The 20,967-nt window shown below is 34.0% G+C and carries 18 protein-coding genes and 2 tRNA genes; 18 read left to right on the plus strand and 2 right to left on the minus strand.

The features are described 5' to 3' along the window. Positions 1-12: 12 nt before the first annotated feature. Together FNOD_RS01870 and FNOD_RS01875 are read right to left on the minus strand one after the other, a co-directional pair. Positions 13-2,481: an ATP-dependent Clp protease ATP-binding subunit gene (locus FNOD_RS01870; RefSeq protein ID WP_011993549.1), complete on the minus strand. Its 2,469-nt coding sequence runs from the start codon at positions 2,479-2,481 to the stop codon at positions 13-15. A 127-nt stretch (positions 2,482-2,608) separates the two neighbouring features. After that, positions 2,609-4,939: a CehA/McbA family metallohydrolase gene (locus FNOD_RS01875; RefSeq protein ID WP_011993550.1), complete on the minus strand. Its 2,331-nt coding sequence runs from the start codon at positions 4,937-4,939 to the stop codon at positions 2,609-2,611. 148 nt (positions 4,940-5,087) lie between these two features. Between FNOD_RS01875 and FNOD_RS01880 the strand changes: the two genes are divergently transcribed. The 18 genes from FNOD_RS01880 to cheC all read left to right on the plus strand — a co-directional run bounded on the left by FNOD_RS01880 (position 5,088) and on the right by cheC (position 20,967). Then, positions 5,088-5,163 (plus strand) — tRNA-Met (locus FNOD_RS01880). Between the two features lie 152 nt (positions 5,164-5,315). Further along, a tRNA-Thr gene (locus FNOD_RS01890) sits at positions 5,316-5,391 on the plus strand. Positions 5,392-5,475: 84 nt separating this feature from the next. Continuing rightward, a complete protein-coding gene (gene obgE, locus FNOD_RS01895) occupies positions 5,476-6,795 on the plus strand; it encodes a GTPase ObgE (RefSeq protein WP_011993551.1) in 1,320 nt (439 codons plus the stop codon). Further along, positions 6,746-7,420, plus strand: coding sequence for a nicotinate-nicotinamide nucleotide adenylyltransferase (locus FNOD_RS01900; RefSeq protein ID WP_238374600.1), 675 nt, complete (start codon positions 6,746-6,748; stop codon positions 7,418-7,420). The genes obgE and FNOD_RS01900 overlap by 50 nt, the downstream gene beginning before the upstream one ends. After that, positions 7,413-8,381, plus strand: coding sequence for a tRNA dihydrouridine synthase (locus FNOD_RS01905; protein WP_011993553.1), 969 nt, complete (start codon positions 7,413-7,415; stop codon positions 8,379-8,381). Before FNOD_RS01900 ends, FNOD_RS01905 begins: the two co-directional genes overlap by 8 nt. Next, positions 8,350-8,952: a histidine phosphatase family protein gene (locus FNOD_RS01910; protein ID WP_011993554.1), complete on the plus strand. Its 603-nt coding sequence runs from the start codon at positions 8,350-8,352 to the stop codon at positions 8,950-8,952. The genes FNOD_RS01905 and FNOD_RS01910 overlap by 32 nt, the downstream gene beginning before the upstream one ends. A gap of 309 nt (positions 8,953-9,261) precedes the next feature. After that, positions 9,262-10,377, plus strand: a complete 1,116-nt coding sequence (locus tag FNOD_RS01915; RefSeq protein ID WP_011993555.1) for an ABC transporter ATP-binding protein — start codon at positions 9,262-9,264, stop codon at positions 10,375-10,377. Then, positions 10,374-11,219 (plus strand): ABC transporter permease, encoded by an 846-nt coding sequence (locus tag FNOD_RS01920; RefSeq protein WP_011993556.1) that lies wholly within the window; start codon positions 10,374-10,376, stop codon positions 11,217-11,219. Before FNOD_RS01915 ends, FNOD_RS01920 begins: the two co-directional genes overlap by 4 nt. Next, on the plus strand, positions 11,206-11,976 hold the full coding sequence (locus FNOD_RS01925) for an ABC transporter permease (RefSeq protein ID WP_041256793.1): 771 nt from the start codon (positions 11,206-11,208) through the stop codon (positions 11,974-11,976). Before FNOD_RS01920 ends, FNOD_RS01925 begins: the two co-directional genes overlap by 14 nt. A 58-nt stretch (positions 11,977-12,034) precedes the next feature. Continuing rightward, complete coding sequence (locus FNOD_RS01930; protein ID WP_011993558.1) at positions 12,035-12,871, plus strand: purine-nucleoside phosphorylase; 837 nt, start codon at positions 12,035-12,037, stop codon at positions 12,869-12,871. Positions 12,872-12,940: 69 nt separating this feature from the next. After that, positions 12,941-13,315, plus strand: coding sequence for a hypothetical protein (locus FNOD_RS01935; RefSeq protein WP_011993559.1), 375 nt, complete (start codon positions 12,941-12,943; stop codon positions 13,313-13,315). A 101-nt stretch (positions 13,316-13,416) separates the two neighbouring features. Beyond that, positions 13,417-14,796: a tRNA uridine-5-carboxymethylaminomethyl(34) synthesis GTPase MnmE gene (gene mnmE, locus FNOD_RS01940; protein ID WP_011993560.1), complete on the plus strand. Its 1,380-nt coding sequence runs from the start codon at positions 13,417-13,419 to the stop codon at positions 14,794-14,796. Positions 14,797-15,070: 274 nt separating this feature from the next. Next, positions 15,071-17,134 carry a flagellar biosynthesis protein FlhA gene (gene flhA / locus FNOD_RS01945; RefSeq protein ID WP_011993561.1) on the plus strand — a complete coding sequence of 688 codons (2,064 nt, stop codon included), beginning with the start codon at positions 15,071-15,073 and terminating at the stop codon, positions 17,132-17,134. After that, positions 17,131-18,249, plus strand: coding sequence for a flagellar biosynthesis GTPase FlhF (gene flhF / locus FNOD_RS01950; RefSeq protein WP_011993562.1), 1,119 nt, complete (start codon positions 17,131-17,133; stop codon positions 18,247-18,249). Before flhA ends, flhF begins: the two co-directional genes overlap by 4 nt. After that, positions 18,233-19,063, plus strand: a complete 831-nt coding sequence (locus tag FNOD_RS01955) for a P-loop NTPase (RefSeq protein WP_011993563.1) — start codon at positions 18,233-18,235, stop codon at positions 19,061-19,063. Before flhF ends, FNOD_RS01955 begins: the two co-directional genes overlap by 17 nt. A 1-nt stretch (position 19,064) precedes the next feature. Next, positions 19,065-19,616 carry a PilZ domain-containing protein gene (locus tag FNOD_RS01960; protein WP_011993564.1) on the plus strand — a complete coding sequence of 184 codons (552 nt, stop codon included), beginning with the start codon at positions 19,065-19,067 and terminating at the stop codon, positions 19,614-19,616. Continuing rightward, positions 19,616-20,302 (plus strand): flagellar brake protein, encoded by a 687-nt coding sequence (locus tag FNOD_RS01965; protein WP_011993565.1) that lies wholly within the window; start codon positions 19,616-19,618, stop codon positions 20,300-20,302. Before FNOD_RS01960 ends, FNOD_RS01965 begins: the two co-directional genes overlap by 1 nt. A 50-nt stretch (positions 20,303-20,352) precedes the next feature. Continuing rightward, the gene (gene cheC, locus FNOD_RS01970) at positions 20,353-20,967 is read left to right on the plus strand and encodes a CheY-P phosphatase CheC (protein WP_011993566.1); all 615 of its coding nucleotides are present in this window, start codon (positions 20,353-20,355) and stop codon (positions 20,965-20,967) included.

The raw sequence follows: 20,967 nt of genomic DNA on the forward strand, positions 1-20,967 counted from the left end.
TCCTTATATGAGTTAAACTTTTTGCACCTCATTTTTTTGTTTGATGAAAACTAATTTGTTATCTTCTGGTACTATATAGACTTCGCTATCGTCATTTATTTCGCCACGCAACAACTCTTCTGAAAGTGGGTCTTCTATGTATTTTTGAATTGTTCTTTTTAAAGGTCTCGCGCCATAAACGGAATCGTAGCCCATACTTACTAAGAAATCCTTTGCTTCTTGAGAAAGTGTAAGCGTAATTTTTCTTTCAGCAAGCCTTGCTCTTATATCTTTAAGTAATATGTCGATTATCTGCTCAATGTGTTCTTTTGTGAGTTTATGGAATACTATTAATTCATCGATACGGTTAATAAATTCTGGTTTGAATACTCTTTTAACTTCTTCTATGACTTTGTTTTTCATCTCGTTAAATTCTCTTTCGTGAGATTCATTATCAACGAATCCAAGATTCTTTCTAGAAGTAACGATCTCTGCGCCGCCAATATTACTTGTCATGATTATTATCGTGTTTCTGAAATCAACCACATGACCTTGTGAGTCTGTAAGTCTACCATCATCCATAATCTGTAATAGCAGGTTAAAAACATCTGGATGTGCTTTCTCAATTTCGTCAAATAATATGACAGAGAATGGTCTTCTTCTCACTTTTTCCGTTAAAGTTCCACCTTCTTCGTATCCGACGTATCCAGGAGGTGCACCGATAAGCCTTGAGACAGAGAATTTTTCCATATACTCGCTCATATCAAATCTTATCAAAGCCTTTTCATCGCCGAATAAGTATTCAGCTAATGCTTTTGCAAGCTCAGTTTTACCAACTCCGGTTGGTCCGAGGAATAAAAATACGCCAACAGGTCTTCTTGGATCTTTTAAGCCACTCCGCGCCCTTCTTATTGCTCTTGATATAGCGTTAATTGCTTCATCTTGCCCAACAACCCTTTCATGTAACGCTTCTTCAAGTTTAAGTAGTTTTTCTCTTTCAGTTTCTTCGAGTTTTTGCAGCGGTATACCTGTCCATCCGGCAACAACTTCTTCGATGTCTGGTGTATCAACAATGGCTATCACAGATTCTATTTCTCTTTTCCATTTGTTATAATCTTCATTGAATTTTTCTCTTAATTCCTGTTCTTTGGCTTTTAACTCAGCGGCTTTTTCGTAATCTTGATTATTTACAGCCTCTTCTTTCTCTCTTTTCACAGATTCAATCTGAAGTTTGAGTAGTTGCAATTCACTTGGCATAACAAACAATTTTAGTCTTGCCCTTGAACCAGCCTCATCTATTACGTCTATAGCTTTATCTGGTAAGAAATGATCTGTTATGTATCTTTGTGAAAGGTAAACAGCTGCCTCAAGTGCTTTGTCTGTATATTTTACTTTGTGATGAGATTCATATTTAGCTTTAAGACCTTTAAGTATGTCGAGAGCCATTTGTGGTGTTGGTTCCTGAACGTATATTTTTTGGAATCTTCTCTCGAGTGCAGCGTCTTTTTCTATGTATTTTCTGTACTCATCTGGTGTGGTTGCACCAATACAATGTAATTCGCCACGTGCGAGTGCAGGTTTAAGGATATTGGCAGCATCTACAGCTCCTTCGGCAGAGCCAGCACCAACAATCATATGAAGTTCGTCTATGAATAGTATTATGTCCTTATTGCCTTTAACAACTTGGAGTAGCTTTTTCATTCTTTTTTCAAATTCACCACGATATTTTGTACCTGCAACTATCGCTGCGACATCCAATGAAAAGATAGTCTTTCCTTTCAATGGTTCAGGTACTTCGCCTGATACGATTTTTTGTGCAAGTCCTTCAACTATAGCACTTTTTCCAACACCAGGTTCGCCTATCAACACTGGGTTATTTTTCTTTCTTCTTACAAGTATTTGCATTAACCTTTCTATTTCATTTTCCCTACCAATTACAGGATCAAGTTCACCCTTCATTGCTTGTGCGGTGAGATCAACACCAAATCCTTCCAATTGTCTAACTGCAGGTGAAGAAACAGGCTCTTCGATCGAAGGTAAAGGCTGTGTTTCTTCGTAATAATCCTCTTCCGAATTTATGTTGTCTGCAATTTCTTTTCTAAAAGCTTGTACATTTACATTCAATTTCTTTAGTATGTGTATCGCTATGCCCTCTCCTTCGCGTAAAATTCCCAAAAGCAAATGTTCCGGATCTATTTTATCACTCCCTGAGATCCGAGCTTCTTCAAAAGCTATTTCTGTAACCTTCCTTGCCCTTGGTGTCATTTGAGGAGACATTATAAAACCGCGCATTCCAAGTCCAACAATAGATATTACCTCATTTTTAACACGCGCGTATGTTAAACCATATCTTTCAAGAATAGTTGATAATGGTTTATCATTCAATTTCAAAATTGCAAGCAACAAGTGCTCGGTTCCAACGTAAGAATGACCTAAATCTTTCGCTTCTTCTTGCGCGGTTACAAATACCTTTGCAGATCGTTCAGAAAATCTATCAAACATATGCTCACCTCCAAAACTTCATTTTAATTATACCATATCTAATGAAAAAATAAAGCGGGGTATTTATTCTCCGCATGAATACATAAATACAAAGCTAAGTTAATTATGTAAACGCATAATTGTACAGTTATTTAAATAAATAATTCTTTATAAAATCTTCGTTTAATGTGAAATCATAGTCAGAGAATATAGCCTTTCCCAAAAGAATTACCTTACCATTGACAAAATTAAATGAAGCAGCGAGAATTACCTTATCAACAGTTTCGGCATCGTTTTTCCCATCAGAATCTATACTTTTTGCAGTATCAGATGATATTAATATATCAGCTTTACCGTACAAAATTAATGAACAAGCTGAATAAAACCTAATGTTATTAGCGATTACTTTGAAATTTGCGCCGTAATTGTTGATTTCATCTATTACTTGATCGTCGTTAAATCTAACAGGTGAATTGATATAATCTAAAAGCGTATTCAAATCTTCCGTATTTCCACCATTTTGGTAATCGCTTTTTGAAGTAATTATAAGAGTTCCGCCCATTTTTAAAAAATCGGCGATATTTTTAATTTCTTCATCGGTGTAACCTTTGCCGTTCATGATGACAAGATAACTTCCATCTAATTTTTCAATTTTGTTTATGTACTCAACTTTGTAATCTATACTTCTTAAATATTTTTCAAGAAGCGTAAGCTTATCTTTGTAATAATCGTTTGAATGACCTTGATCGATGAAAACTGTTTTACTTAAACTTTTCTTTTCAGCCTCACTTGATTTGTTTATATTGAAAATTTTGTATAACTCATCTATACTTTCAATCACTATGGCGTTTTTCAGGAGAGATTTGTACATTTCAAAGTATTCATCATCGCTACCACGTATAAGGTACACATCACCTTTGAATTCGTTAAGCCATTCTACTTCTTCTGGTGTTAAATCCTTGAAGAAACTTAATCCATCCAGCTTTGGAGTAGAAATTAAAACTGTGTTTACGTTCTCGTATCCAGCAAGTACAGTTTCAGAATAGGTAACTTGATTACCTTCATTCTCTAAATCTCTCAGAAATTTCTTTAAATTCTCACTTATATCGTTTTCATGTAATCTATCAATTAGGACTGTTACTCCTGAGTCTTCAAGTACTTCAAAGTAGGAAGATTGTATATTCTTGTTATTAAAGTAAAATTCTATTTTGTTATTACCTATAGGAATATTGTTTAGAGATATTGATTTATCGTAAATGATCTCGTAAGGTTTGAGATTTACTTTTTCGGATGAAATTAAATTGCCATTTAAATATATATTCAATTCCCCAGAAGCATCTGATTCACTTTGATTGTATAAATCAAAGTTAACTATAACTTGCTGACCGTATCTTGGTTTTTCGGGTCCAATTCTTACGTAGTTAGCTTTAACAGGTTCAGATGACTCAACCCAAATTGGTGCTGAAACAATTTCGTTTCCATCTTTTTGACGTATATAAACAAAATACCATTCGTAACCATCTGATACATCAAAAGTTTTTGTGATTTCAAATGAATCCTTGCCAACTACTTCATTAACTTCAAAAATTTTTGATTGTGTTACTATCGAAAGCTTTTCAACAGGATCATTTTTATCTTCGTATTTTATATTTAATGTAACTTTTGTTGAATCATATAATATACTTCCCATAACTGCATTGTTTCCAAAGAAATATAATTTAAAGTTTTTATCTTCACTTGCGAAAGTTCTTCTATTCCAAAGCGCATCCATTATATCATCGTATGTCAAGGATTTAGCTAATACACCTGTTCGTGAATCGTTAGCTCCTATCCAATTTTGCTTGTGATTGTCCTGATTTGCCGTTGGGCTTACATGCCAACCTCGGTTTAGTGCAAGTATAAAGTTACTGTACATTTCTTCGGATATTGTATCATTGCTCGTACTGTTTCCATTTCCAATTTCTACTAAATTTACATATTTATCAGCTTCTGGAACAAACCAAAAATTCTGAAAGTTTCCAAAAGTCATACCCGGATGATTAAACTGAGCAAGTTTTTTGGACTTTACAATCCATTCGTAAAAATCTTTTAAATCGCCTTTCTCATCCCTGCTTATAAAATCGATAGTTTCAAAAACGTTGATGTGACCAGAACCTGCTGTCCATTCAAATCCTTGAAGACCAACGAATTTTCCTGGTTCTGTTGCATTTCGTGCGGCCTGTTGAGTGATTACTGTCTTCTTCTGACCGTCAACCGGTATTTTCAAAAAATAACAGTGATCAGTTACGGCTAGAAAATCACCATATTTTTCTGCATAACTATAAGCCTCTTCGGGAGTACCTTTTCCATCCGAAAATGAAGTATGTGAGTGTAAATTACCATAAAATATCTTGAGTTCTTCAGCAAAACCGACTGTTACTAATAAAGTAAGTATAAAAAAGGCTAAAAAAATAGTAAAGGAAAACCTTTTAAAACTCATAACTTTTGACCTCCCTCTAATTTTTTGATTTCGTTAGAGCTTATTATTATATCACAAAAAATGTGTAAAAGTATATACAAAATTTAGGAAAATTTAATTCTTGACAGTTCAAAACAAGTATGATAAAATCATTATCGCGTTTAGGAGTGGCGGCGTAGCTCAGTGGCTAGAGCAGATGATTCATAATCATCGTGTCAAGGGTTCGAGTCCCTTCGCCGCCACCAGTTTTTTTAAATATACCTTGTATTATTTTTTTCCTTATGCCAGCGTAGCTCAATCGGTAGAGCGACGCATTCGTAATGCGCAGGTTAAGGGTTCGAGTCCCTTCGCCGCCACCAGTTTTTTTAAATATACCTTGTATTATTTTTTTCCTTATGCCAGCGTAGCTCAATCGGTAGAGCGACGCATTCGTAATGCGCAGGTTGAGGGTTCGAGTCCCTCCGCTGGCTCCAAAGGTAGTAAAGTCTATGAAAAAGAAGGTGCAGGGGACCCTAAGTTTGAGGGTCCCCGTATTTTTGAAAAAAGGAGTTGGAATTATGGAAAGGATAGAATTTATAGATGTGGTGGATATATACGTTAAAGCAGGTGACGGTGGCAATGGAGCAGTTACATTTAGAAGAGAAAAGTACATACCATTTGGTGGTCCAGATGGTGGAGATGGTGGGGATGGTGGTTACGTTTTCTTAGTTGCTGACACAACATTATCTACTTTGTATCACTTAACTGAAAAGAAAAAATACTTTGCCGAAAACGCTCAAAATGGTAGAAGTAGAAAGCAAAATGGTAAAAACGGTGCAGATCTAGTTTTGAGAGTACCAGTTGGAACAATCGTTAAAGATTATGATACAGGGGAGATAATTGCAGATCTTGATGAACCTGGAAAGTACTGTTGTGTTGCACGTGGTGGAAAAGGTGGACGTGGAAATACACATTTTAAATCTTCAACAAACCAAGCGCCAAAATTTGCTGAACAAGGTGCAAAAGGTGAAGAGAAGCATATTCAGTTGGAATTGAAGTTACTAGCAGATGTAGGATTAATAGGATACCCGAATGTGGGTAAAAGTTCTATTATATCTAAAATAAGCAATGCTAGACCGAAAATTGCAAATTATCCATTTACCACACTTGTTCCAAACTTAGGAGTTGTTTCTATAAATGGTACACCGGAAACTTCTTTTGTAGTTGCAGATATACCTGGATTAATAAAAGGTGCCAGTGAAGGTAAAGGTCTGGGAAATGTATTTTTAAAACATGTTGAAAGGTGTAGTGTTATCGTACATGTAATCGACGTATCTGGAAGTGAAGGAAGAGATCCTATTCAAGATTATTTTGATATAAGAAAAGAGTTAGAATTCTTCAGTAAAGATTTGGCAAAAAAGAGAGAATTAATCGTGGGAAATAAATCAGATTTACTCACACCAGAGGAAATAAATGCTGTGAAAGATAGGTTTTTAAAAGAAATTGGTGAAGGTATATTGTTAATTTCTGCAGTGACTGGTCAAGGAATAAATGAGTTAAAATACGCAATGTGGGATATAATAAAAGAGAGTAAGAAGATGTACGTTGGAACTATAGATATAACGAAAATCGAATTTGAAAAACCAAGTCCTGTAAGACTTGTTCTTCCGGATAGAGTTGACATTAAAATATTAAAGAACGACAAAGGCGAATTTATAGTGGAAAGTGAATATATAAAGAGTTACTTGGAAAAGTACAAAATGGAAGCCAAGTTTATGTTGGAGGATGTGCTTGACATTCTTCAGAAAAACGGACTTGATGAAAAGTTGAAGAAAGCTGGTGCGAAAGATGGAGATACTGTATGGGTTGAAGGAGTTGACTTCATTTTCAAAGAGTGACACATGTGTCATTTTTGGTGGATCTTTTAATCCCCCACATATAGGACATACAGTGATACTTTCTTACGCTCTTGACTATTTCAATGCAGATTTTTACATAATTCCGACAAAGACCCCTCCACATAAAGTGGTGGATATTGATTTTGACAAAAGATTTGAGTGGGTGATGAAATCGTTTAAATGTTTTGATACTTATAAGAAAAATCAAATATTTTTGTGGGACCTTGAAAAACATATTTTTGGTGTAAATTACGCTATTAAAAATGTTGAGTACTTCAGAAAATATTACTCAAATACAATAATCTTAGTCGGAGAAGATGCTCTTGGAAACATAGAAAAGTGGTACAAATACGAAGAATTGCTGAATATCACCACTTTTGCTATTTATCCGCGAACACGAGATGGGAGCTTATATAAAAGAGGGCAACAAATTCTCGGAAATCTTTATTCAAATGTTATTGAGCTTAGAGATTTTCCACTTATCGAAATTTCATCGTCGGATATAAGAAAACGCATTGTTGAAGGGAAAAGTATAATAGGATTTGTGGACGGCGAAATATTAGAAGATGTGACAAACACATATCTAATGCATCATAAAAGTCATGGAGGAAATTGGAATGAGTAAGGCTAATTTTTTACCTGGTAATATAGGCTTAGCGCCGATGGCTGGTGTAACAGATTATCCGTTTAGAAAATTGTGCTTACAACATGGCGCGTACTTTGCCTTCACTGAGATGATAAGTGCTAAGAGTGTAATTATTAATGTTAAAATAAATGAAATTTACTTTCCAAGACAAGACGAAAAAGATAGAGTTGGTGTACAGTTATTTGGTTCAGATTACGCAGAATTATCTGAAGCGGCGGCTATAGTTCAAGAGAAAGGGCTATGGGTAGATTTGAATGCCGGATGTCCTGTTAGTAAAGTGATAAAAAAAGGTGCAGGAAGCGCACTGTTAAAAGATCTTGGAGAATTTAGAAAAGTTGTCAGGGCTATGCGTTCGGTCCTAAAAAGATTTACCGTGAAAACCCGTATAGGTTGGGAAAAAGACGAATTTGAGAAGATATACAATATCTTACTTGAAGAAAATGTGGATGCAGTATTTGTTCACGGAAGAACGGCAAAACAAATGTACTCAGGAAAGGCAACTTGGAAAATTTATAATCCTGGCTTTGTACCTTTGTATATAAGTGGTGATATTTATACGAAAGAAGATATAAAAAATGCAATGGAACAAAGCGGGGCAACAGGTGTTATAGTTGCAAGAGGAAGTATCGGTAACCCTTGGATATTCAGTGAAATAGGCGAACCAAATTGTGAGCAAAGATTATGTACTATTCTAAAACATTTGGAATATTTATACGATGAATACAAAGACTACGGTGCAGTTGTATTTAGAAAATTTGTTGCAGGATACACAAAAAATATGCTAGGAGCCCGTGATTTTAGAGATAAGGTTATGAAAATAAGGAAATTGGAAGAATTATCATCAGAATTTCAAAAATTTTTCTATGAAAATTGTTATAAACAAGGATTTAGAAAGGAGCAAAAAATAAGTGATATACTTAATCAGACATGCGGTAACTGAATGGAATGAGAAGCAACTTTGGCAAGGTGTAGTTGATACTGACCTTTCAAAGAAAGGTATTGAGCAGGCGAGAAAAATAGGTCATTTTTTTAAAATGAACGATATTAAAATAGACATTATTTATTCTAGTCCCATGAAAAGAGCCATTCAAACTGCCCAAGAGATAGCGTTGAAGATAGGTTACGATACTGAGAATATACTTGTTGATGAAAGGCTGAGAGAGTGCGAAATCGTTCTTTGGAACGGGAAAAATATAAAAGATGTTTTGAAAATTCATTATAAAGAATTTATCGAATGGCAAAATAATTTAGATTCTAAAATAGATAACGTGGAATCTCTTAAAAGTGTGCAGAAAAGAATGTATGAATTTTTGGAAGAAAAAAAGATTCAATTTCATGATAAAAATGTTATAATTGTTTCGCACGCAATTGCCTTAAGAATGTTAATAAGTAAGGTTTTAAACGTTTTTCCTCCGCACCATTTGAATTTTTCTTTAGATAATGCTTCTATATCTGGTTTAGAAGTTATGCCAAACAAAATTAGATTAAAGTTTTTAAATATAGTTCTATGATTATTTTTGTGATTAGTATAAATTTACAATCACGGAGGTGTTTACCCTGAAGGCATTACTCATAATCGTTGGTTTTTTGCTTCTTGTGTACATAGGAATTAAAATACTTCCATTGAAAATGAGATATTCTAATATTTTCTTTGTCCTTTCATTGGTTTTTCATTTGCTTGCATCTTTTTCCTTATCTTACGCTTTTTTAACTACTTCAATAGTTTTTATTGTAATATTCTTTTTAGTTATGCTCTACATGTTTGGATTGTAAGTTTTTATTGAGGCATTGATTTAAATTCTTTTAGGGAGTGACTAAAATTGCCTGGAAGTAGTGTTACCATATCTGGAGTTGAGAAGTTTTACGATGATTTTCACGTTTTAAAGAATATAAATCTTGAGATAAAGGAGAACGAATTCTTTTCCCTCCTTGGTCCATCAGGATGTGGTAAAACGACGCTTTTGAGAATAATCGCCGGTTTTGAGGATGTTGATAGTGGTGATGTACTTCTCGATGGTAAGAGTATAGTCGATATTCCACCAAATTTGAGACCTGTGAATACGATATTCCAAAGCTATGCATTATTTCCCCATTTGAATGTATACGAAAACATTGCCTTTTCTTTAAGATTAAAAAAACTTAGCGAAAATGAGATAAAGCAAAGAGTGGAATGGCTTTTAAACCTTGTAAGACTTGAAGAACATGCTAAAAAGAAACCATCTCAACTTTCCGGAGGCCAAAAGCAAAGAGTTTCGTTGGCTAGAGCTTTGGCTAACGAACCAAAAGTTTTGCTGTTAGATGAACCAGTTAGTGCACTTGATGCCAAATTAAGACAAGAACTACTTATCGAACTTGATAATCTGCACGACAAAGTTGGCATCACTTTTATATACGTAACTCATGATCAATCAGAAGCAATAAGTGTTTCAGATCATGTGGCTGTAATGAATAACGGTGTCATTGTTCAATACGGCACACCATATGAAATTTATGAAAGCCCAGCTGATCCATTTGTAGCGATGTTTATAGGTGAAAGTAATCTTATGAAAGGTATTGTAAAAAATATAATCTCAGAGAATTACGTGCTAATAGAATTTCCATCACTTGGTGAAATAATTTGCTATAGAGATAAACCGGTAAAAGAAGGAGATTCCGTACTCGTTACTTTAAGACCAGAAAAGATAAGGATAACCCACACTAAACCAACGTTGTCGGAAGATTCCTTTACGAATGTTATCCACGGAATTGTAGATGAAACGATATACATGGGATACCAAACAAAATACTTTGTTAAAACTGACAATGGCTTTATACTAAGAGTTTACAAACAACATGTAAGCTACCTTTTAGATGAAAAGATAATTCAATGGAAAGATGAAGTGTTTTTATATTGGAATCCGGATGACAGTTTCATAGTGGAGGTAGAAGAAGATTGAAAACAAGCAGGACTTTAAAAAAATTTCAGCAATATGGATATTTTTATTTTATGTGGCTTGTTTTGTTTTTTGTAATACCTGTCTTTGTAATACTCGCTTACAGTTTTTACACAAGGGATTTTCAAGGTGGTATTGTTCATAGATTCTCACTTCAAGGTTATAAAGATATATTGAATGTTAATTATTTAACAGTATTCTTTAGAACTGTTGGGATTTCTCTTATATCTTCTGCTGTTTCGATTATCTTAGCAGTACCAGTTGCTTATTACATAGCTTACAGCAAATTGAAAAATTTTCTATTACTTTTGGTTATAATACCATTTTGGACAAATTCACTTATAAGGATATACGCATGGATATTTATATTAGGAAATAACGGATTGATTAACCAAACCCTTTTAAAAATTGGCTTTATTTCAACGCCTATAAAATTCATGTACAATAATTTCGCAGTAATACTTGTTCTTGTTTACACTTATCTTCCTTTTGCTATACTTCCACTTTATTCTTCAATAGAAAGGCTCGATAAACAGATTTTTGAGGCAGCTATGGATCTTGGCTGTACAAAAAGACAAGTGTTTTTCAAAGTTTTATTGCCTAATATAAAGCAAGGTACAGTATCTGCTTTTGTCTTTGTTTTTATACCTTCACTTGGGACTTACGCTGTACCAGAATTGGTTGGAGGCAAAGATTCCAGAATGATTGGTAATGAAATAGCAAGGCAATTAACAACTGCCAAAAATTGGCCAGCCGCTGCTGCGATATCCTCTATACTTTTAGTAATAACTATAATTGCTGTGCTTTTCTTCATGTATGGAGGCGAAAAACGTGAAACCAGGTAATTTTGCTAGGTTAGTTCTTATTTTAATATTGCTTTTCTTCTATATTCCGATATTTATATTAGTTATTTTCTCATTCAACTCTTCCAAATCTCCAGAATGGACTGGATTTAGTTTAAAATGGTACTACCAATTATTCACATCTTCTAGACATATTTGGAGGACTTTTTTCAATTCGCTAATAGTAGGAATTTCAGCGAGTTTAATTTCTTCCATCATCGGTACGCTTGGAGCTATATCGATGTATCTCGGTTCGAAAAAATTCAAAAAAATTCTTTGGACAACCACTTATATACCATTTGTCATACCTGATATTATAATTGGTGTCTCACTTTTAGTATTTTTCAGCGCAATAAAGCTTCAGCTTAGTTTATTCACAATATTTTTAGCTCACGTGACGTTTTCGATTCCTTACACTATGATGATTATTTTGACAAGATTAGAAGATTTTGATAAAAGCGTTATAGAAGCTGCCTACGATCTTGGTGCAACAAGTTTTGTCGCGCTCAGAAAAGTTATAATACCCATAGCACTACCTGGTATTGTAGCTGCATTCTTTATGGCTTTTACTTTATCTATAGATGATTTCGTCATAACATTCTTTGTCGCCGGGCCAGGTTCAACGACATTACCATTACAAATCTTTTCCATGGTTAGATTTGGTATTTCCCCTGTTATAAATGCTATATCTACGTTACTTCTTGTTGGAACAATTTTTATAAGTATATTCTTAAGAAAATATGTAAGGTATATCATATAATTGATACGCAATAAGAACTTTTCATCAAATCTTAAAACAAACAAAGGAGGCAGGATGTATGGTTAATGAAGATGTCAAGCTTTACGTTGAAAGAGTAAAAAAAGCAGCTGATTACATTAAAAACAAGATTTCAGAATTGCCAGAAGTTTGTATTGTTCTTGGTTCAGGCTTACATGTTATCGCTGAAAGTGTTGAAAACCCTGTTAGAGTCTCTTACAAAGACATACCAGAATCTCCTATTTCAACAGCCCCTGGTCATAAAGGAGAGTTAATTTTTGGAAAGTTGAATGGTAAAAACGTAGTTCTAATGAATGGAAGATTCCATTATTACGAAGGTTATCATATGAGAGATGTAACGTTCGGGGTTCGAGTCATGCAACAATTGGGAGTTAAATACCTTTTCCTTACAAACGCTGCGGGTGGTTTGAATCCAGACTTTGAAGTTGGAAGACCTATGATTATTTCTGACCATATAAATATGATGGGAGATAATCCTCTTATTGGTCCAAATATCGAAGAATGGGGACCAAGATTCCCAGATATGTCAAACGCTTACGATAAATCACTCAGAGAAATTGCAAAGCAAGTTGCGAAAGAACTTGATATACCTGTTTATGAGGGAGTTTACGTTGCAGTTGCTGGACCTAACTTTGAAACTCCAGCAGAATTAAGAATGCTTAGATGGATGGGCGCAGATGCAGTTGGAATGTCAACAGTTCCTGAAGTTATCGCAGCAGCCCACTCTGGCACAAAAGTTTTAGCAATTTCGGCAATTACAGATAGAGCTGTGCCTGATGATTTAAAACCATTAACAGCTGAAGAAGTTCTTGAAGTAGCTAATAGAACCGGGAAAATGATAGCAAAGATACTTTCGGAAGTTGTTAAACGAATATAAGTAAAAGTAAGAACAAAAAGGGTGACGGAAAATGTCAATTAGAACTCGTCTTATTGTTTTGTCAATATTGTGGATACGTATACAAATGATTTGAAAGAATTAGATGAACTTTATGTGAGCTCTCAGGATAAATTTAAAAAACTCAATGAGGCAAAGAACGAATTTTCGACAAATTATTACACAATAATAGAAAAAATCCAAAATATTGGTTCTTTGAGTGCTCAATTAGGCGGTCAGATTAGCCAAAACACAGAAGCATTTAGAAGTATAGAAAGTATTATGAATGAAATATCTCAATCTGTGGTAAAATCTTCCCAAGAACTTATAAAGTTCAATAATGAATTTGAAAGTTTGACAAAATTATTTAGCGATTTGTCTAGTAGCTCTATTAAACTCAAGGAAATTTCATTGAAAATGCAGCAAATTGCGCAATGGTTTAAGTAATTTTTATGGATTTAATGATGGTCCTGGGAAAATAATCTTAACCTAGGACCATCTTTTTTATCGTGGAAAATTATGATATAATCTAAGATAAGAATTGTTTAATGAATATTTTGAGAGGTGATAATTTGAACAGAGATACTATAGTTGCACTTTCAACACCACCAGGAATCGGAGCTATAGCAATAATTAGAATAAGTGGCAATAAAAGTCTGGAATTAACTGAAAAAACAATAAAAAATAAAAAAATAAACATAAAAACATTGGAAGAAAGAAGAATTAATCATGGATATTTTTACGATGAAAATGGTGAAATTATAGATGAGATAATGTTCGTTTATTTTAAATCTCCAAGAAGTTACACAGGAGAAGACATGGTAGAGATATATTGTCACGGTGGAATACTTGTGACAAATAAAATTATAGATACACTATTAAAACTTGGCGCAAGACTTGCAGAAAACGGTGAATTTACTAGAAGAGCATTTCTTAATGGTAAAATTGATTTAATCAAAGCAGAATCTATACTCCAAATAATTGAAGCAAAGAGCGAAAAGAGTCTTAAACTCGCTCTTGATAATCTGAAAGGTAAACTTTCAAATGAAATTGAGTATTTACGCTCCAGCTTAATAAACGTTTTGTCAAAGATTGAAGTTTCAATTGATTATGGTGATGACATAGACGTTCCCAAAGAAGAGATACTTAACGATCTTATAAATGTTCAATCTTTTTTGAAAGAAAAGATTAAGCATGCCGATAAAGGTTTACATATTTCAACTGGTGTAACTATGGCAATAGTCGGAAAACCTAACGTCGGTAAAAGTACTTTATTAAACAGATTGTTAGTTGAAGATCGTGCCATAGTAACGGACATACCAGGTACAACACGTGATGTTATAAAAGGTGAATTGAAGATAAAAGGCGTCCATTTTATCATATCAGATACCGCTGGTATAAGAATGACCGAAGATAAAGTGGAGAAAATAGGTATTGAAAAAGCTCTAAATGAAGCAAAAAAATCAGATGTCATTTTGTTTTTGCTGGACGCGACAACAGGTTTTACTAATGAAGATGAATATATATACAATTTAATCAAAGATTGTAATTTCATACCTGTTTGGAATAAAATTGATATAGCTGAGAAAGTAGACAAAGACATAGTATTCTTGAGAAATAGTGTAGTGATAAGTGCTGAAACTGGTAGAGGAATGAGAGAGCTTGAAGAAAAGATACTTGAATCTGTTAAAGTTTTAGTAGAAGATGGCGAATTATCTCATGTCACATCGAAAAGGCAATTAGAATATCTTAAACGCGTCGAATACAATATTATAAAAGCCATAAATTCTCTGAAAAAAAATATGCCACTAGATATAATATCAATTGATATAAGAAATGGTTTAGAACAATTAGATGAACTAATGGGTAGAAATTTTACAGAGGACTTGCTGGACAATATCTTTTCAAATTTTTGTGTTGGAAAGTAATAAAAAAAGCGGGCTTTTTCTGCCCGCATAAAGCCGTGGGGGGTGTATCTCAAGGGGGATAGGGGGTTCTCTGGAATAATTTTATCACTTTTTTGTTAAATTATTAGCTCTTTAATTTATAATATCCAAATACAATTGTGTTAAGTTATTTTTAATGTAGTAAAAATTAGGTTTTTGTACATATTTTTAGTTTTTTCCCATCTTTCTATACATTTAGACAACGTATACATAAAAATCGTTCAAAAATTTTTTAGGTTTTTTAAGAGGTGATTTGATGAAGGCAGATATAGCTGTTGCATTGTTGATAGTTTCAATTATATTTTTAATGATTATTCCAATTCCAAATTTTTTACTTGATTTCTTTCAGCTTCTCAATATTTCAATATCTCTTGTGTTGCTTTTTTCTACAATGTACATTAAAAATACACTTGAACTTGCCTCTTTTCCAACGTTACTTTTAATAATAACAATTTTTAGACTAGCATTGAACGTCGCATCGACAAGGGCAATACTTCTTCAGGGACCAAAATTCGGTGGAAAAGTAATTCTCACATTTGGAAACTTTGTTGTCGGTGGTAATTATGTTGTAGGTATAGTAGTATTCTTGATTCTTGTAATTATCCAATTTATAGTCATAACAAGAGGTTCAGAACGTATTGCGGAAGTTGCAGCACGTTTTACATTAGATGCAATGCCTGGTAAACAGATGAGTGTTGACGCAGATTTGAATGCAGGACTTATTACAGAAGAAGAGGCACGAAGAAGAAGAGAACAAATAAGAAGGGAAGCAGACTTTTACGGTGCAATGGATGGTGCTTCAAAATTTGTTCGTGGAGATGCTATAGCAAGTATAATAATAACAATTGTCAACAGCCTTGGTGGTATAATAATAGGTATACTTATGCACAAAATGGGAATAGGAGATGCTGCTCAAAAGTTTTTACTTTACACCGTAGGTGATGGGCTTGTAAGTCAGTTGCCAGCTCTTATGGTCTCTACAGCAACTGGAATAATTGTTTCCAGAAGTGCAGCAGAAGACAACCTTGGAATGGAACTAATTAAAGAATTAGCAGGTGAAAAGAAGGTTATAATACTTACTGGAAGCGTTATAATGTTCCTTGGAGTAGTAACTCCGCTCCCAACATTAACAAGTTTACTAATCGGAGGTCTTTTTTTAGCCGTTGGTTTATTAATCAGAGGAAAAGAGTTAGAGCAGCCACAGATAGTTGGCGCTGGTACTGCTCCTGGTATGGTTCAGGGGCCTGCTCCTTCGGTACCAGCGGGACCTATTCTTTCAACACCAGAAGAAGTATCCGAAGTGATACAGTCAGATACTGTTGAAATAAATATTGGATACGGATTATTACCACTTGCTGATTTATCTCAAGGCGGCGATATGTTAGAAAGGCTTACAATGATACGAAGACAATTAGCTCAGGAACTTGGACTTGTTCTTTCACCTATAAGAGTCAGAGATAGCGTTATTTTAAAGCCTAATGAATATGCAATCTTTATAAGAGGAGCGGAAGTTTCAAGATACGAATTGGTGCCAAATCGTCTTCTTGCAATAAACCCGGGTTTTGTTACCGAAAGGATTGCTGGTATAGAGGTTAAAGAACCTGCATTTGGTTTGCAAGCTTTTTGGATAGACGAGAGTAAAAAAGATGAGGCAATACAAAAAGGCTTTACAGTAGTTGACGCTCCAACGGTTTTTGCAACACACGTAACAGAAATACTTAGAAAATACGCTCCTGAACTCCTTGGGAATAGAGAATTCCAATTACTTGTTGATGGATTAAGAAACAAGTTCGATAAACTTGTTGATGATGTTTTCAATGTTATAAAACCGTCAGCTGTGAAAAGAGTGCTTCAAGAATTGCTTAGAGAAGGGGTTTCCATAAGAAATTTACCTTACATATTTGAATTAATACTTGATAATGCTGACAAAGCAAGAGATGTTGAAACATTGGTTGAGTATGTTAGAAGGGGTTTAAAAAGGCAAATTGCTTCAAAGCTTCTTGCTATGGATAAACAAATTCACGCGATAGCTTTAGACAGTGAGTTAGAACAAACTCTAACAGAATCAATTTCGGAGAGTGAAGAAGGAAAATACATAAGCATAAACCCTCAGATTATGAGAGAGTTAATTGAAAAGATATCAATAGAGTTGGAGGCACTTATGAGAAAGGGGTATATTCCAATACTTGTTGTATCTGGTACAATTAGACCTTACATTTCTAGAATGGTTGTTCGGTTTATTCCTGGAGTAACAATCATTTCTTTCGAAGAAATTCCGGAAGATATTAACCTTTCAATTGAAGGTGTGGTGAGGTTATGATTGTAAAAAAATACGTGGTTACTGATATTAAAGAGGCGTTTGAAAAAATCAGAGTTGAACTTGGAAAAGATGCTGTGATACTCAGTACAAGGAAAATTAAAAAAGGTGGTTTTTTAGGAATAGGTGCAAAAACCTATATAGAAGTTACTGCAGCAACCTCAGATAAAAAAGAACAACAATCTGAGGAAAAAGGTCAAATTTACAAGCTCCAGGAAATACTATCAAAGAGTAAGACAAATAACCCTCAAAATGTTGAAGAAATAAGTGAAATTAAGAAAATGATGGTAGAGTTAAAATCAATGATTTCATCGCAGAGAACAAACGAACCTCAATGGGTTGAAAGTTTCAGGAAAGCACTTAAAAAACAAGATATCGATGATGAAATCTCAGATAAGCTTATCGAGTACTCAAAGATGAAATATCAAGAATTAGACTTTTCTAATGAAAATACAAGATTGATATTATCTGAAATGTTTTTACCTTTCATAAACACGTCTGTTCCTGACTTAAAAGGAAGAGTGTTATTCGCTGGTCCAACAGGTGTTGGTAAAACAACAACGCTTGCCAAGCTTGCTGCAAAATTGAAGCTTTCTGAAAAGAAAAGAGTAGCGGTTATAACATTAGATACTTACAGGATAGCAGCTGTTGATCAACTCAAGACTTATGCAATGCTTTTAGATGTTCCCATAAGAGTGGCATATACACCTAAAGAGGCAAAACTTGAAGTTGAAGCTCTTTCTGATTATGATGTTATTTTAATTGATACTGCTGGTAGGAGTCAAAAAAATGACCTACATATGTCAGAAATAAAGGCAATGTCTGAGATTGTAAGCCCCGATTTCACGTTTTTAGTAATTGGAATGCAGTATAGAAGTGAGGATGTTAAAGAAGTGCTTACAAAATTTTCGATGATTTCCCCAACGCATGTTATCCTTTCAAAAATGGACGAAACATCGGCATTAGGTCACTTTGTAAATGTTCCGAATTTTTTGAAAGCGCCTATTGCTTTTATTACGAATGGACAGAGGGTACCTGATGACATATTGGAAGCTAATAACAGAGAGCTTGCTGTCTTGCTTTCCCGAGAGGTGTTGAAATATGCAAAATCAAGCTAGCAGTTTGAAAAGTGGTCAAATTGTAGCTGTCATAAGCGGAAAAGGTGGTGTAGGAAAGACAATTTTAGCCACGAACCTTTCCGCAGTTTTTTTAGAATATGGTAAAAAAACTCTTCTTCTTGATGCTGATGTTGGATTTACAAACGCTGACATACTTTTAGGTAGTCATCCGAAGTACACATTGAAAGATTTTGTAAATCATAAATGTTCAATTGATGATTTAGTTACTCCAACAAAATATGGAATAGATTTTGTGTCATTAGGTGGGGATGTTGGGGATATAATAACAGCAAATGAGATAGTATTAAGAGACTTTGCTATAAATTTTCTTAAATTACTAGATAGCTATGATATTGTCATCATGGACATGCCACCGGGTTTTTCAGAATTTTACATGCCATTTTTATCACTTGTCCAAGATTTTGTAGTTTTAACAACTATCGAACCTACATCAGTTGTTAATACTTATACAATCATAAAGCTTTTAACTGTAAAAGGAGTTACAGGTGAAAATATACATGTTGTAGCAAACATGGTTCAGGATGTGAAAGATGCAACAAAACTTTTAGAAAGATTTATAGAAGTTACAGAAAAATTTATCAACAGTAAAATATCTTCGGTAACTATTGTAAAAGATCATCCGCTTGTTTTGAAGAGTGTATACGATAGAGAACTATTTGTAAAAAAGTACAGAAATATTCAACCAACTTTTTCTGTGATAAGAATAGCGTCGAATATATTAAAACTTTCACAAAATACTAGACAGCGCGAAAATTTATTTGATAAATTTATCAAATTGTTCAGAGGTGCTTGATATGACTATTGAAGAGTACGTGAACAATAATCTATCTGGTGCTGTGTTAAAAGGGTTCACCAAAGATGAGGAAGTGGCTTTAAGATTAAAAAAGTTGAATGGTCGACAATTTTACGTTTCGTTTATAAAATTCACGAATATACCAGAAGTTTTGCGTGTGGATATTCCGGTTGAGGGATATGTAATCACGTTTGTTGGAAAATTGTTAAATGTTGAGGAAAATACGTATGTGTATATTGCACTAGAAAAAGCTGGAATTTTGCAAAGAAGGACTAAACCAAGGTATGCATCCTTTGAAAAGTGTTCAATATACAATAATTTTAAAGGCGTAATAATAGATATATCTGAAAATGGATGCCAAATACTATCCGATTACAAACCAAATCTAAATGAGACTATTGAAATTATTATAAGCGACCACTCTGAGAATGGCAAAGTAATGTGGTTTGTCGAAGAAGAGGAAAATTATAGGTATGGTATTTGGATACCTGAACCTTCACTAAAGTGGAACGAATTATATCTAAGATACTTTAACATTGGGGAGCTGTTGTAATGCCTTACATTGAACTTGTTGAAGCTACAAAGGTATTAAAAATAGGTTTGCCTGCTAACGTAATAATTACTCTTGTAAAAGAGCTGGAAGGAACATATAAAAGTAATATAATAGATATAGACATGGATAGAAAAATATTATTCCTTTCAATACCTTCTTTCAAAGGAAGGTTTGTTCCTATTCCAAAAGGAGTTAGGATAACTGTAAATGTGTTTGAGAGGTCTTCGGTTTATGAATTTCAGACAGTCTCATTAGGTGTAATTAAAAAAGATAATATATATGCACTCCCTGTTCCTTTTCCTGATGTTGTTAGAAAAACTGAAAAGAGAAAATTCGTCAGAATCCCTCTTTACTTAGATGGACGTTTTTATCTCTCAACAGAGCCCGAAGCGGAATCTTTTGTTTTCACAACGAGAAATGTGAGTGCTGGTGGATTACTGATGGTTACTAAAAAACATTTGAATGTAAATGACATAATTTTTATAGACATGAAATTTAATGATGAGCTTATTCTGAAAAGACAGAAATCAAAAATTGTTAGAGAAGATTCAAAAGTAGAAGATGGTTACGTCTTCGGGGTACAATTTTTAGATCTTCCGCAGAATTTAGAAAAGGCCCTTGTTAGATTTATATTCCAGCAAGAATTAAAATTAAAGAATGTTCAAGGTGCTGCTAAAGGCAGATGAAAATAAGAATTCACGAATATATAGACGCTATTGAGAGGAGGAAATGATATATGTTAGAAAAACTTACCGAAACCCAGCTTGATGCGATAAAAGAGGTTGGAAATATTGGTACTGGAAATGCAGCAACAGCTCTCTCAATGATGTTAGATAAAAAGGTTGATATATCGGTACCTCAGGTAAAAATTGTTCCAATTTCAAAAATACCATTTTTGTTTGATAATCCAGAAGAAATAGTTTGCTCTATAAAAATGAAGCTTATGGAGGATATGACTGGAGAAATAGTTCTAATTTTCGAACCGAAAACTGTGAAAATCATTGCTCAAGTCCTTACTGGAATGGAAATAAATGATGTAACTGAACTTGATGAATTTACAAGCTCCATGCTCAAAGAAATAGGTAACATAATGTGCGGTTCATATGTTACGGCATTAGCTGGGTTTACAAATTTATTTATAAATCCAGAACCACCTGAACTTGTTGTTGATATGATAAGCGCTATCGTTTCTGAAATATCTCTTCCACTTGCTTTGGCAGGAGAAGAAAATATTCTGCTTATAGAAACATTAGTAAAAATAGAGGGAATTGAAAAAGAATTAACAGGTTACTTGTTACTCGTTCCTTCTGTAGAATCACTTGAAAAGTTATTGAAGGCATTGGGGATGTGA

The organism is Fervidobacterium nodosum Rt17-B1 (assembly GCF_000017545.1).
In the GTDB taxonomy this organism is placed as follows: domain Bacteria; phylum Thermotogota; class Thermotogae; order Thermotogales; family Fervidobacteriaceae; genus Fervidobacterium; species Fervidobacterium nodosum.